Here is a 13,777-nt window from a genome sequence, read left to right on the forward strand (position 1 = left end):
GATCAGGGTGTATTGTCATGTATGTGGGACCAAAAACAGTCCGGCGGATAACACGTGCAGAAAGTGTAGAACCAAATTGAAAGAAACAAGCTCTACAGAGGAACAGATCTGGGCAGAAACAGCCATTGACTTGGATAAAGGAACGCAAAAAGCAATTGATTCGTTGTCCCGTCAGCAGCAACCAGCTTCCAAACAGGGAAATACGGGTCAAGGCCTTGCATTTAGCTGGATTATTCCCATACTTCTGGCAGTAGTTGTAGGAGCTTTGCTAACGTATTATTACAAGCAGGAAACAGGTATAAATGCAGAGGTTAAATCACTGCACCAACAGGCGGAACAGGCTGCACTAGAGGGGAAATATAAAGAGGCTCTCCAACTGCTGGACAGCGCTCTAACGAAACGACCGAACTATGATGCACTTATACAGGATCGGCAAATTACGGCGAAGGCGTTCAACTTGATGAACCAGTTGGATGAGGCGTCCACAAGTCTGAAGACAGGAAAGCTGTCCGCAGGAGACAAGGCCATTCAGGCTGTAGTCAAAGCGTTGATGGAGCGAGAAGAACCTGTTTTTGCCAAAGTGCGTGCGGTATTAAACAACAGAAAGGTAACACTGGCCGTATTGAAGGTGAAAAAGGAAATCGACAGTTTGACAACAATTGAGGCACTAGCCGAGAAGTTGGACACCATATCAGACTTGAAAGGCAAGGAAGCTGAGACAGTAGAGAAGCAAATTGTCGACAAGCTCGCAAGCATAAGTTATAAAGAGGCGGAACAGCAGGTAAAGCAAAAGAATTTCACAATTGCGTTACAAACGGTCGACCAGGGATTGTCCTATGCGCCGGAAAATGAAAAACTGACTTCGTATCGTGAACGGGTGCTCAGTGAAAAAAAGGCATTTGAAAAAGCGGAAGCGGATCGGATTCAACTGGCGGAGCAACAGGCTGCAGAAGAAGATCTGATGAATCGAACGGCGGCAGTAAGTGTCGTGAACGTTGATGCGACGCTTGATATGTACGGGGATCTTTATATTAGCGGTTCATTGATCAATAATGCAACTCGTCCGATCTCTTCCATTACAGTGTTGATTGATATTTATAATATAGACGGTATATATCTGGGCCAAACTTATGCAGATGTGTATCCAAGATGGCTGGATGTGGGGGAAGAAGGTTTTTTTGAAACCTATTATTATGGTGTGTACGAGGAAGCGGAAATCTCTGTTGTGAATGCAACGTGGTATCTCGAATAGGAGGACAGGTTGGAATGACCAAACGAACATGGAGTATGATCATATCCAGTGCTATTATCATTGGTGCTGGAGCAGGGGGCGTGTTCTGGATACACCAGCATTCAGCAGATCAGTTGCAGGATGGGCCCAGACTGGCAGTTGTTGCCGCGAAGGAAACGGAAAATGCGGCAGCCACGACTGCCTCCAAGCAACCTGTGAAGAAGACACGCAAACAGATTATAGAAGAAAGTCAGAAGAAAGTCGTAACGATCGAGAGTAACAGCGGACTGGGCTCCGGTTTTCTCTACAATGATCAGGGAGATGTCGTGACCAATGCACATGTGGTGGAGGGGGCGAATGAAGTAACTATTCGGACCTTGAACCATGAGGAATATAAGGGGACGGTTATTGGTATTGGGGATGAAACAGACGTAGCTGTGGTCAGGGTTCCTGATTTGAAAAAAGTTAAGCCGTTAATCATCGCCAAATCCAAAGCTGAGACCGGAGACGAGATTCTGGCATTGGGTAGTCCACTTGGGCTAGAGAACACCGTAACAACCGGAATCATCAGTGGGTTGGGGCGTAGCTTTGAAATAGCGCCTTACATCTATAGTAACCTCTATCAGATCTCGGCACCAATAACCCATGGCAACAGTGGTGGACCACTCATTAGTGCGGAGACTGGTGAAGTGATCGGCATTAATTCGGCGGTCGTGGAACAGGAGGGGGGAATAGGATTCAGTATTCCTATGACTAGTGTGCTCAAGCAGGTTCAGGCATGGTCCAAAAATCCTTCTGGCACAACGTCGGTGCGGACGGCTGGAGATACTCACTTGGGTTCAGCCACTAAGACATTGCAAGCAGAAGGAATTGTAACGGACTTTTATGCAAGTCTTAATCTGAGTGATTATGTCACCGCTTATGCACTGCTCGGAAGCGAGTGGCAGAGTGCTACAACATATGCCAAGTTCAGAGAAGGATATCTGAATACAAGTGAGGTGACCATCAGTGAGGTATCCTCAGTTAATAAAGGCGATGACGAGATGGAAGTGAAGGCAATGATTAAAGCAAATGAACGCAAAGATGGGGAATATATACTATCGCAATATCGGGTCGAGTATCAGTTGGGTTATGAAAATGGTCAACTGAAAATATTGCATGGTAAAGGTAAAAAAGTGAAATGATTGTGGAGGGAGAGTAGGCATGCGTGCCAATTCTCCTTTTTCATTGCTTATATTGGGTGCATCTGTTAAAATACAGAACGAATGTTCAGTATGGATGGGACGGAGTGAAATGGAATGAATATGAATAAAAAACAACTACAGACTGAGCAGACCAAGAAGAAACTTGCGGATGCTTCCAAAGCCCTTTTTGTACAAAAAGGTTATAAAGCAACGTCCATTGAGGATATTGTAGCTGCGACGGGCAGCAGCAAAGGCAATATATATTACCATTTTAAAAGTAAGGAAGGTCTGTTCCTTTATCTAATCGATGAGTGGGACCGGGAGTGGGAAGAGAGCTGGGCGGCCAAAGAACATCTCTATCGCACCTCCACGGAGAAAATTTATGGTTTGGCGGAACAACTCGTCATGGATGATATGAATCACCCGCTGACGAAGGCAGCTGATGAGTTCTTCACAGGGGAAAAGAAAGAAAATGATATTGAGGAGCGGATCTCCTTAATGTTTGAGCGGCATATTCAATTTAATAAACAAATGATAGAGCAAGGCATTGAGAGCGGTGAGTTCAAAGCAGACAATGTAGATCATCTCGCGCTCATATTGGAAAGTACCATTATTGGCCTTAGTCAGATGTCACGGGGGATGGAGCCTGATCAGGCTCTTGCGTTATACCGCCAGGCCGCTAGTGTATTCTTGCACGGGATTGCAAAAGATAAAGCTTAAGCAACATTTTGACAACTACGGAGGATGGAATCATGGCATTACTAACACGGAACAGGGGCGCACTGCTGCTGTTAATGTTTAATATTTTTCTCGTTTTTACGGGTATTGGTCTGGTTGTACCGATCATGCCTGCGTATATGGATCTACTGCATATCACCGGATTCACGGTTGGATTGCTGGTAGCGGCATTTTCCTTCACCCAGTTTCTGTTCTCCCCGCTTGCGGGTCGTTGGTCGGATACATGGGGACGTAAGAAAATTATAGTCGGCGGCATGCTGATCTTTGCTGTATCGGAGTTTATGTTTGGTGCGGTCAATGCACCAGTCTTGCTCTTCGCAGCCCGCATGTTAGGCGGTATTGGTGCGGCGATGATCTTCCCGGCGGTTATGGCTTATACCGCAGATATTACAACAGAGGAAGAACGCGGTAAAGGTATGGGCTTGATTAATGCAGCCATTACAACTGGATTTATCATCGGTCCGGGAATTGGTGGATACATTGCGGACTTTGGCATTCGAATTCCGTTCTACGCCGCAGGGGTTGCCGGTTTATTGGCAGCGATCATTACAATGATTATCTTGCCTGAATCGGCACGAAGCACAGGAGAGCAAAGTAAACCTGTCGCTGGCGCAGTGAAAGTCAAAGCTCCGGGTATGGTAGCCCAATTGTTGAATTCGTACCGTGAGCCATACTTTTTCAGCTTGATCATTGTGTTTGTTATGGCATTTGGTCTGGCGAACTATGAGACAGTATTTTCACTGTTTGTGGATCACAAGTTTGGTTTCACGACGAAAGATATTGCATTCATTATTACATTTGGTTCCATTGCGGGTGCGGTTGTGCAAGTATCATTGATCGGTTGGTTGCTCAACCGGTTTGGTGAAAAGATGGTCATTTCGGTCTGTCTGTTATTCGTAGCGGTATTTGTACTGTTGACTTTGTTTGTGCATACGTACTGGCTCATTCTTGTTGTAACTTTTATCGTCTTCTTGGGAATGGATATCTTACGTCCGGCGATCAGTACACAGATGTCCAAATTGGCACAAGAACAACAGGGCTTTGTGGCCGGACTGAACTCGGCCTACACAAGTTTGGGGAATATCGCAGGTCCAATCGTAGCTGGAGCACTATTTGATGTGAATATTAATTATCCTTACGTTTCGGCAGCTGCCGTTCTAGCAATCTGTTTCCTGTTATCCCTGCGGGTACTCAGAGGGGTCAAAACGGTAAAACAACCGAAGGCTGAAATGTAATTTTATAATTGGAAAATAAAGCTTCCATATCAATGCATCAACACCAAAAAAGTCGACTACACATGTTTCATGTGCAGTCGACTTTTTTATTAGTGCGTGTATTAACGGATTTGCCCATTCGTTTCAATCAGTTTTTGATACCAGTGGAAACTCTGTTTGCGGATACGTCTCAGTTTCTTGATATCGAATTCCTCACGATCCACATAGATGAATCCATAACGTTTGCTTGACCCTTGATGTGTACTCACCAGATCGATCGCAGACCAAGGGCAGAAGCCAAACACATCCACGCCGTCCGTAATCGCCAGTTGAATCTGTTCGATATGTTTATTGAAGAATTCAATGCGATACGGATCGTTAACCACGTCACCTTCCTCCAGTTTATCAAAGGCACCCAGACCATTTTCCGTAACAATCAATGGCAGGTGATAACGGGAGTAGATCTGGCGAAGGGTAGAGCGGAAGCCCACCGGATCAATTTCCCAGCCAAACTCTGTTTTTTGCAGATTGGGATTCACAGATCCTCTATATGCGCCCGGTTCACCTACGATTTCATGCTGATCTCCTGTATGAGAGAAGTCATTGCCATCGTTCAGACTTTCACCAACCGTCTGGGAAGTGTAGTAATTAAACGCAATAAAGTCAGGGTTCCCTTGAGCCAGGATATCCATATCTCCGTCTTCAATGACAGGCGTATATCCTTTCTCTTCGAGATAACTCCAGGCAATATGATTATAACGTCCATATACTGCCATATCGAGATAGAGCCAGTTACGAATGGCAGCATAGTTATCAGCCGCGAGTGTGTCTTCTGGTTTGGAGCTAGCCGGGTAAATTACACCGATATTAGGAGCTGGGCCAATCTTGGCTTCAGGCAGCATTTCATGACACAGGACCATCGCTTTAGCTTGAGCAACCAGCATGTGGTGATTTTGCTGATACAGTGTTTTTTGCGGATCAACAAGTGTTGTATCCAGTGTACCCAGAGAGCCAGGATGCAGGATCAGCATATTTTGTTCGTTAATGGTCAACCAATATTTAACCCGGTCTCCGTAGTTCTCATAAAGGGTCTTGGCATATTGTTCAAAAGCATCAATCGTTGCACGGTTGGACCAGCCGCCTTTTTCTTCAAGTGCATAAGGAAGATCGAAGTGATACATCGTCACTATGGGTTCAATACCGTATTTAATTAACTCATTAATGAGAGAATCGTAAAACGCGAGCCCCTTCGGATTTACTTCACCCGCTCCTTGCGGATAGATGCGTGTCCATGCGATGGAGAAACGGTAGGCTTTGAAGCCCATTTCAGCCAGCAACGCCACGTCTTCTTTGTACATATGATAGTGATCACTGGTTACCTTGAAGTCGGTCACACCTTCCACATGGTTGCCCATGTCGATAACAGAAGGGCCTTTACCATCTTCATTCCAGGCTCCCTCAATCTGATAGGCAGAGGTTGAACCTCCCCAGAAAAAATCTTTAGGAAATGGTTTCAGTTGAGTATGTTTCATGGTTAGTTCCTCCTAAGTTGAATTCGTATAATATAAGTTGTGTCAGACAACGAGAGTCAAAAGGACATCATTTTTCTGTACATGTTCTTGAGTTGTTTCGAACACATCCACTTCTTGCTGCGTAAGAGTAACAATGACAGGGGTTACGGTTTCGTATCCGGCTTCCTTGATCTTATCGATGTCAAACCGGATTAACAGATCGCCCTGTCTGACGATATCCCCTTCCTGAACGACAGGAGAGAAGTATTTTCCCTTTAGCGCTACTGTATTGATGCCAATATGAATCAGAATTTCCGTTCCTGCGTTAGTTGTTAATCCAATGGCATGTCCAGTCGGGAAGAGGGAAGTGACAACACCATCTACCGGAGCGACAACTTCACCAATCTCAGGGACAATCGCCAAACCTTTGCCCATAGCACCAGTTGAAAAGGCTGGGTCGTTAATGGTACTCAGTGCTAAGGCTTTACCTGTAAGTGGGCTATAAATTTGTTCTTTCTTGATCTCCGTTGTTTTGGTCTCAGGTACGACAGGAAGCTCTACCGGCGTACTTTCAGCCGATGTGCTGGAGACAGATTCATTTTTCTCGGAAGCTGTGTCTTTCGTTTTGCTTTCATAACCAAACATCACCGTTAGTACTGCTGCTACCGCAAAGGAGCAGGCAATCGCAATTACGTAGACAACCGTTGGTGTATAGACAGGAATGGCAAATATATTGTGGAACACATAAGCAGTCATTTTAACACCAAAGTGACCATTGATGGCACCGCCGATCGCACCTGCGATAACCACGATAGGAATCACACGTTTATAACGCAGGATCAAACCGTATACAATTGGTTCAGTGACTCCTGCAAGTAAACCTGTAAGGCTGGTTGAACCAGCAAGAGTGCGCAGGGTTTTGTTCTTTTTGGCTTTTAGGAAAATACCGAAGGCTACACCGATTTGTGCAAATACAGCTGCAGCAGCCATGGCTTCAATCGGATCGCCGCCAACCCCGATATTCTGTATCGTGATTGGAGTAAAGCCCCAGTGGAGTCCAAAGACAACCATGAAGGTCATGAATCCACCGAGTACAACCCCTGATAATATACCGCTGACACCAATGAGCCAAGTTACGCCGGAGGAGATCCAGTCACCTACCGTGGTGCCAAATGGTCCAAAGGCCATTGCGGACAGAGGAACCATAATCATCAAAGCAATCATTGGTACAAGGAACAATTGCAGGTCTTTCAAAATGATTTTCTTGAGTAACTTATCCAGAACAGCGTAGATACTAATCGATATGAAGATTGGGAATACGCTGGCTGAATAATTCATCATCACGACTGGTATACCCAGGAACGATACATCTGAGCCCTTATCCATCAGCCTGGTGAAGCTCGGTTCCATCAGAGCGGCACCAATTACGCCAGCTACATAAGGATTTGCTTTCAGCTTCATACCCAGTGTAATCCCAAGGAAGATGGGCAAGAAATAAAATACAGCGTTGCCGGCAGCGGATAAAATCAGGTATGTGTCACTTGTATCAGACATCCATCCAAGCATGGTCAGGACAGTCAGCAAAGCTTTTAGCATACCTGATCCTGCCATGGCCGGGATTAACGGCGAGAAACTTCCGGATATAATTTCAAAAACTTTGGATAATAGCGAGGTTTTTTCCCCTGTGGACTCAGTCGTTGAGGAGGAGTCTCCTCCGAAATCCCGGTTTTTCATAATCTCCGCATATACATGAGCCACGTTACTACCGATGACCACTTGGAACTGGCCGCCGCTTTCGACAACGGTAATAATACCATCGTGTTTTTCCAACGTTTCGCGTTCGGCCTTTTTCGAATCTTTCAGGTCGAATCTCAGCCGGGTTGCACAGTGGACAAGACCATTGATATTGGCTTCTCCGCCGACGAGACGAACGATGTCATCCCCCATTTTTTTATGATCCATGTTCATTCTCCTTTGTTGTTAAGATTGCCTGAAAACAAAAAAATACCTAAACGAATGGCTATGATCATCGGAAAGATGACCTGTTGCCAATCATTTAGGTATCGCCTGCTTGAGCAGTAACAATCCTTGTCGTTAAGTTGTGAGACCTACTATATATGACGCCGAAATCGTTTGCAAGCTTTATTTATTCTGTGTCCACTAACTCGTTACGAGAAGTGACCCGTTGAATATGGATCGTCAAATACACCTTTTCATCAATGGACATGGCACTTTCAAACTTGTCCTCAAGGTACTGATTGATTAATTGGGTGCACTGAAAAGCCTTGCTATATTTGTCTTTCACTTGCTCATACAGAAAGTTATCTCCTGAAGCAAATTGCTCCTGTTCATTACTCAACATTCTCTGCACAAAATATTGAAGATGGGTAATAAACCGGGAATAATTAAATGAATTTTCATCCAGGGCGATGTGGTAATGGTTGGTCACAATGTTGAAGATATCATCAATAACTTCCGTAATTTCAACGGTTTGTTTCATGCCTTGAGCATCTTGACGAGCGTTTACAAAATGCATGGCAATAAAGCTGGCCTCATGTTCATCCATTTGGATGCCGAATTGTTCCTGGATCAGTTCCACAGCGTTCATGCCAATTCCAAACTCCTTCTTGTAAAACTTCTTGATCTGCCACAAAAGAGAATTCTTCAGCCCGACGGATTTACGGTACCGGGTAATAGCAAACTGAATATGATCGATCAATGATATATAGATATTATCACTAAAAATATCGCCCATTTCCTGTTTGGCATGGCCCACAATTTCGTCTGCCAACTTCAAATATTCAACCGATGTTTCCCCAATCAGATCAATTAGTTTTTGCGGTATTTTATCCGATTTCAGCACAAAGGTTTTTTCGATTTTATCCTCATCCACAGGCTGTCCGTTTTTCTTTTTGAAGCCAAGACCGTTGCCAATGACAACAAATTCGTGACCAACCTGGTTCTCAGCCCGGATGACATTGTTGTTAAAAATCTGACGGATGATCATATATGTGTTTCACCTCAATTGGTCGTAATAATAACAAAAAACCCAAACTAAGGCTTAATAGACAGCCTTGGTTTGGGTATCGCCTGCTTACCAGTAACAATCCCGAAGAAGACGCAGCTTCCTCTTTCAATTATGTCCACTATACCGCTTTCATAACAGAATAACAATACAATGATTTCTGGAAATGGACGTAAAGACGTGGATTTTTGGTATAATAAGAAATGCTGGAAGTGAATTAGATGGGCTGGGTTGCATAATAAGTTACCGAGGACGGTCATTTTTAAGCATATACAGGATTATTGGAGTGATAACATGAGCAATGCAAAAGGAAAAGGCGGCACCGGCCGTGGTACGGGGAAAAAAGGCTGGAACCGTTGGCAAGCCGCTGCTAACCGGGCGAAAAGTGCACCGAAGCCTTATAAAAGTAAAGGTACAAAGAAGAAGGACGATACCGAAAATTCAAGTGGCAAGCCCGAGTAAGTATGGCTTGACGATGCCAGAGGAGAGAGCTGCCTGACTAACGGGTGGGTCTCTTTTTGCTTGAAAAGATAAAAAATTAAATTGACAGTAGTGTAAATATGGTAATAATATAGAGCTTACGCAAATTAGATGGTAGTGCTACTATATAGAGAAAGGAGCATCAGCATGCCTGTTAATATGGATGAAAATTCACTTGGACTGATTCTTTCACGGACGTATCTGGCATATAAAAAAACAACAACCAGAAATCTGAGTGAACAGGATATTACTCCGGAACAATTTGCAGTTCTGAATGAATTGAGCAAGGCGGGAAGCCATATATCACAGAAAAAACTGGCCGAATTAACAGTGCGGGACCAGACAACGGTAGGCAAAATTATAGACAAGTTGATTCGTAAAGGTCTGGTGACAAGAGAAGAAGATCCACAGGACCGCAGAGCGGTTTTGCTTTGTTTGACGGCGGAAGGAATGGAAATGAATAACATTTTGACACCAAAGGCAAAACAGCAAGAGCAAGTGACACTCGCCGAATGTTCCCCTGAAGAGCTCGAAGTATTCATGAATGTGATGAATCGCATCTATGAAAAAATGAAATAAATTTTTTTGGCCAAATATGTGCATGTGCATATATATGTAGTGCAATTATTTTAATTTTAACTAACGGGAGTCGTGAACGAATGAAAAGCTTCAAAGATTTTCTTAAAGTGCCACAGACAAAAATAGGGTTGGTTTTTGCATTGGTTGTTCCGCTGTTATTTGTTGTGATCTGGATGACGGGTTATCATCAAGCCACGGAGAGAGTGGATCAACTTCAAGTTGCTCTGGTGAACGAAGATGGGACACAGGGAACTGAGGTGCAGAAGCAGATTGAAACGCTCGCGCCTTTCCATGTCAATGTACTGGGTTCTGCCGAGGAAGCTGAGCAACAGATGAATGCAGGTAACTATGCGATGGTTATTGTTATTCCGGAAGGATTCACTGACCAGATTGAAGGCGGTACAGAGACGAGTTTGTCCTTCTATATTAATCAAGGAAATGCCGATGTAGCCAAATCCATTGTGGAACACGCGGCGACTGGAATGACTGCACAAATGGGACAAGGGATTCTGGAATCCAAGGTTCAAGTGACACTCAATAATGATAGTATAAACAGCGATGAACTGAGTGCAGCTATTGGACAAGCGATGGCAAAGATGAATGAAGGGCCTGTGAAGGCTGAAATTAATAAAACGAACAGCGTAAGTGATTTTGCAACATCGATGCTGCCCATGATTCTGGGTTTTATCACCTACATTGCTTCAATGACCATGAATATTCAGTTCAATATTACATCGAATATCATGAAGCGTAACCATTCCAAATGGGAAATCTTCTGGGGACGGCAAATGTTGTTATTATGTATAGCAGTGATCGTTCCTCTGATTGTGGACACAGTAGCTCTTCAGTTCACGGATGTTTCGAGCTCCTTCGGCGCTTTGTATCTGTATCATGTGCTGGTGAGTCTGGCTTGTATCTGTTTTACACAAATGAGTTTTGCCCTGTTTGGTAATGCAGGCCCTCTATTTAATGTAGCAATGGTTCCGCTCCAGTTGATGACAGCAGGAAATATCATTCCAGCCGAGATGCTGGCGCCATTCTACCGTTATATTGGAAACTTTCTACCCGCTTCCAATGGGGTACAGGGATTTATGCGTTTGATCTATAGTGGAGAAGCAGTGGGTGGATACATGGTTCATCTTCTGTTGATCTCGATTATAACGTGGGGAATTACGTTGCTGAGAGTTGGCATGCAAAAAGCAGGTAATGGACAAATGGCGATGACGCCTCCAGCATCAGCACAGGCACAACATTAAGAGTTTCCTTCTATATATAATGTTAATAACACACAAGAAAGTGGTTCAGGTATAGTTATATGCGTGCATCACTTTTTTTGTTTATCTTCTATAATACTTCTACTTATACTCGTGGTAACTTACAGTGCTCCAGTAATCTTGCATGACCTTGAGAAAAGGAGAACGTAAATTGAGCATATTAATGAAGCTAAAATATATCAGAGGAGATGTAGGCTAATAATTTTAAAATCAATTAGACATGTATTGTGATGTTATGAATGGAAAGAATGTCATTTAAACTATAATAAACTTTACACTGAGATAGAGGAGAGCAACGCAGTGGAGGTAGTTGATTTGTAGTAAATGAATTTTATTAAATAAAGTATTGTAATTAAAATCTATACGTGATATATTATTAGTCAGGCCAAGAAAACACGGTTTAACACTGGTGCGGCAAGCGAATGAATTAAGCTTCGAAAGAAACTTAAAAAAAGAGCTTGCAAAGTTGGTTCGGACATGATATTATATAAGAGTTGCTGAAGAGAACGACATTCGGTAACGAAACAAGTTTGATCTTTGAAAACTGAACAACGAGTGAGTAAACATTCTGCTTGCAGAATGAACGCGAAAGTTTGAAACAAGCCTTGGCTTGAATCGACTGGAGCACAAATGAGATTTTTAATCTCGTCAGATTCAAAATGAGCTTATCGCTCTTTTCAATACTTTATTGGAGAGTTTGATCCTGGCTCAGGACGAACGCTGGCGGCATGCCTAATACATGCAAGTCGAGCGGACTTGAAGAGAAGCTTGCTTCTCTGATAGTTAGCGGCGGACGGGTGAGTAACACGTAGGCAACCTGCCCTCAAGTTTGGGACAACTACCGGAAACGGTAGCTAATACCGAATAATTGTTTTCTTCGCCTGAAGGAAACTGGAAAGACGGAGCAATCTGTCACTTGGGGATGGGCCTGCGGCGCATTAGCTAGTTGGTGAGGTAACGGCTCACCAAGGCGACGATGCGTAGCCGACCTGAGAGGGTGATCGGCCACACTGGGACTGAGACACGGCCCAGACTCCTACGGGAGGCAGCAGTAGGGAATCTTCCGCAATGGGCGAAAGCCTGACGGAGCAATGCCGCGTGAGTGATGAAGGTTTTCGGATCGTAAAGCTCTGTTGCCAGGGAAGAACGCTTGGGAGAGTAACTGCTCTCAAGGTGACGGTACCTGAGAAGAAAGCCCCGGCTAACTACGTGCCAGCAGCCGCGGTAATACGTAGGGGGCAAGCGTTGTCCGGAATTATTGGGCGTAAAGCGCGCGCAGGCGGTCATTTAAGTCTGGTGTTTAATCCCGGGGCTCAACCCCGGATCGCACTGGAAACTGGGTGACTTGAGTGCAGAAGAGGAGAGTGGAATTCCACGTGTAGCGGTGAAATGCGTAGATATGTGGAGGAACACCAGTGGCGAAGGCGACTCTCTGGGCTGTAACTGACGCTGAGGCGCGAAAGCGTGGGGAGCAAACAGGATTAGATACCCTGGTAGTCCACGCCGTAAACGATGAGTGCTAGGTGTTAGGGGTTTCGATACCCTTGGTGCCGAAGTTAACACATTAAGCACTCCGCCTGGGGAGTACGGTCGCAAGACTGAAACTCAAAGGAATTGACGGGGACCCGCACAAGCAGTGGAGTATGTGGTTTAATTCGAAGCAACGCGAAGAACCTTACCAGGTCTTGACATCTGAATGACCGGTGCAGAGATGTACCTTTTCTTCGGAACATTCAAGACAGGTGGTGCATGGTTGTCGTCAGCTCGTGTCGTGAGATGTTGGGTTAAGTCCCGCAACGAGCGCAACCCTTATATTTAGTTGCCAGCACTTCGGGTGGGCACTCTAGATAGACTGCCGGTGACAAACCGGAGGAAGGTGGGGATGACGTCAAATCATCATGCCCCTTATGACCTGGGCTACACACGTACTACAATGGCCGGTACAACGGGCTGCGAAATCGCGAGATGGAGCCAATCCCAACAAAGCCGGTCTCAGTTCGGATTGCAGGCTGCAACTCGCCTGCATGAAGTCGGAATTGCTAGTAATCGCGGATCAGCATGCCGCGGTGAATACGTTCCCGGGTCTTGTACACACCGCCCGTCACACCACGAGAGTTTATAACACCCGAAGTCGGTGGGGTAACCGCAAGGAGCCAGCCGCCGAAGGTGGGATAGATGATTGGGGTGAAGTCGTAACAAGGTAGCCGTATCGGAAGGTGCGGCTGGATCACCTCCTTTCTATGGAGAATCGTTTCCCGAGTGGAAACATTCAAATACGCAGCTTAGCTGCAAAACACTCACTCGTTGCTCAGTTTTGAGAGCTCAAACTCTCAAACAGCTTGCTTTTGCATGGAGCTTGTTCTTTGAAAACTAGATATCGAAACGAAACAAACGCGAATTAGAACATTCCTTTTTAGCTGAACTTGTGTTAAACAAGTTTAAATAAAAACGGTAGTTAAATTGCTTTTGTGATGGTATTGAATGGGAGTGAATTTTGGCTTTGCGCAAGCAAAACAAGGGAAGCGAGCAGTCAAAACCGGA

10 protein-coding genes and 1 rRNA gene are annotated in these 13,777 nt (G+C 44.7%); 8 read left to right on the forward strand and 3 right to left on the reverse strand.

Going from position 1 to position 13,777, the window contains the following annotated elements:
* The first annotated feature begins 76 nt into the window (after positions 1-76).
* The 4 genes from MHB43_RS04720 (at position 77) to MHB43_RS04735 (ending at position 4,388) form a co-directional block, all read left to right on the forward strand.
* Positions 77-1,252: an FxLYD domain-containing protein gene (locus MHB43_RS04720; RefSeq protein WP_405131452.1), complete on the forward strand. Its 1,176-nt coding sequence runs from the start codon at positions 77-79 to the stop codon at positions 1,250-1,252.
* A 14-nt stretch (positions 1,253-1,266) separates the two neighbouring features.
* A complete protein-coding gene (locus MHB43_RS04725) occupies positions 1,267-2,415 on the forward strand; it encodes a S1C family serine protease (RefSeq protein ID WP_405131454.1) in 1,149 nt (382 codons plus the stop codon).
* Between the two features lie 120 nt (positions 2,416-2,535).
* On the forward strand, positions 2,536-3,135 hold the full coding sequence (locus MHB43_RS04730) for a TetR/AcrR family transcriptional regulator (protein WP_091038948.1): 600 nt from the start codon (positions 2,536-2,538) through the stop codon (positions 3,133-3,135).
* A 32-nt stretch (positions 3,136-3,167) separates the two neighbouring features.
* The gene (locus tag MHB43_RS04735) at positions 3,168-4,388 is read left to right on the forward strand and encodes an MFS transporter (protein ID WP_339182065.1); all 1,221 of its coding nucleotides are present in this window, start codon (positions 3,168-3,170) and stop codon (positions 4,386-4,388) included.
* A 101-nt stretch (positions 4,389-4,489) separates the two neighbouring features.
* On the opposite strand, the gene MHB43_RS04740 is transcribed toward MHB43_RS04735, so the two are convergent.
* From MHB43_RS04740 to licT, 3 genes are all read right to left on the reverse strand, one after another.
* Positions 4,490-5,899, reverse strand: a complete 1,410-nt coding sequence (locus MHB43_RS04740) for a glycoside hydrolase family 1 protein (protein WP_405131455.1) — start codon at positions 5,897-5,899, stop codon at positions 4,490-4,492.
* Positions 5,900-5,941: 42 nt separating this feature from the next.
* Positions 5,942-7,840 (reverse strand): beta-glucoside-specific PTS transporter subunit IIABC, encoded by a 1,899-nt coding sequence (locus MHB43_RS04745; protein ID WP_221818792.1) that lies wholly within the window; start codon positions 7,838-7,840, stop codon positions 5,942-5,944.
* A 184-nt stretch (positions 7,841-8,024) separates the two neighbouring features.
* The gene (gene licT / locus MHB43_RS04750; protein ID WP_405131456.1) at positions 8,025-8,885 is read right to left on the reverse strand and encodes a BglG family transcription antiterminator LicT; all 861 of its coding nucleotides are present in this window, start codon (positions 8,883-8,885) and stop codon (positions 8,025-8,027) included.
* Positions 8,886-9,197: 312 nt separating this feature from the next.
* Here licT and MHB43_RS04755 point away from each other — a divergent pair, with 312 nt between their 5' ends.
* From MHB43_RS04755 to MHB43_RS04770, 4 genes are all read left to right on the forward strand, one after another.
* The gene (locus tag MHB43_RS04755) at positions 9,198-9,365 is read left to right on the forward strand and encodes a DUF3934 family protein (protein WP_221818794.1); all 168 of its coding nucleotides are present in this window, start codon (positions 9,198-9,200) and stop codon (positions 9,363-9,365) included.
* A 165-nt stretch (positions 9,366-9,530) separates the two neighbouring features.
* Positions 9,531-9,962: a MarR family winged helix-turn-helix transcriptional regulator gene (locus MHB43_RS04760; protein ID WP_405131457.1), complete on the forward strand. Its 432-nt coding sequence runs from the start codon at positions 9,531-9,533 to the stop codon at positions 9,960-9,962.
* 80 nt (positions 9,963-10,042) lie between these two features.
* Complete coding sequence (locus tag MHB43_RS04765) at positions 10,043-11,218, forward strand: YhgE/Pip domain-containing protein (protein ID WP_405131458.1); 1,176 nt, start codon at positions 10,043-10,045, stop codon at positions 11,216-11,218.
* Positions 11,219-11,921: 703 nt separating this feature from the next.
* A 16S ribosomal RNA gene (locus MHB43_RS04770) occupies positions 11,922-13,474 on the forward strand.
* The last annotated feature ends 303 nt before the right edge of the window (positions 13,475-13,777 follow it).

This window comes from Paenibacillus sp. FSL H8-0317 (assembly GCF_045040685.1).
Classification (GTDB): Bacteria; Bacillota; Bacilli; order Paenibacillales; family Paenibacillaceae; genus Paenibacillus.

Excerpts from the sequence above, each read along its gene's own strand:
- MHB43_RS04725 (WP_405131454.1), top strand. The coding sequence starts at position 1,267 with ATGACCAAACGAACATGGAGTATGATCATATCCAGTGCTATTATCATT.
- MHB43_RS04730 (WP_091038948.1), top strand. The coding sequence starts at position 2,536 with ATGAATAAAAAACAACTACAGACTGAGCAGACCAAGAAGAAACTTGCG.
- MHB43_RS04735 (WP_339182065.1), top strand. The coding sequence starts at position 3,168 with ATGGCATTACTAACACGGAACAGGGGCGCACTGCTGCTGTTAATGTTT.
- MHB43_RS04740 (WP_405131455.1), bottom strand. The coding sequence starts at position 5,899 with ATGAAACATACTCAACTGAAACCATTTCCTAAAGATTTTTTCTGGGGA.
- MHB43_RS04745 (WP_221818792.1), bottom strand. The coding sequence starts at position 7,840 with ATGGATCATAAAAAAATGGGGGATGACATCGTTCGTCTCGTCGGCGGA.
- licT (WP_405131456.1), bottom strand. The coding sequence starts at position 8,885 with ATGATCATCCGTCAGATTTTTAACAACAATGTCATCCGGGCTGAGAAC.
- MHB43_RS04755 (WP_221818794.1), top strand. The coding sequence starts at position 9,198 with ATGAGCAATGCAAAAGGAAAAGGCGGCACCGGCCGTGGTACGGGGAAA.
- MHB43_RS04760 (WP_405131457.1), top strand. The coding sequence starts at position 9,531 with ATGCCTGTTAATATGGATGAAAATTCACTTGGACTGATTCTTTCACGG.
- MHB43_RS04765 (WP_405131458.1), top strand. The coding sequence starts at position 10,043 with ATGAAAAGCTTCAAAGATTTTCTTAAAGTGCCACAGACAAAAATAGGG.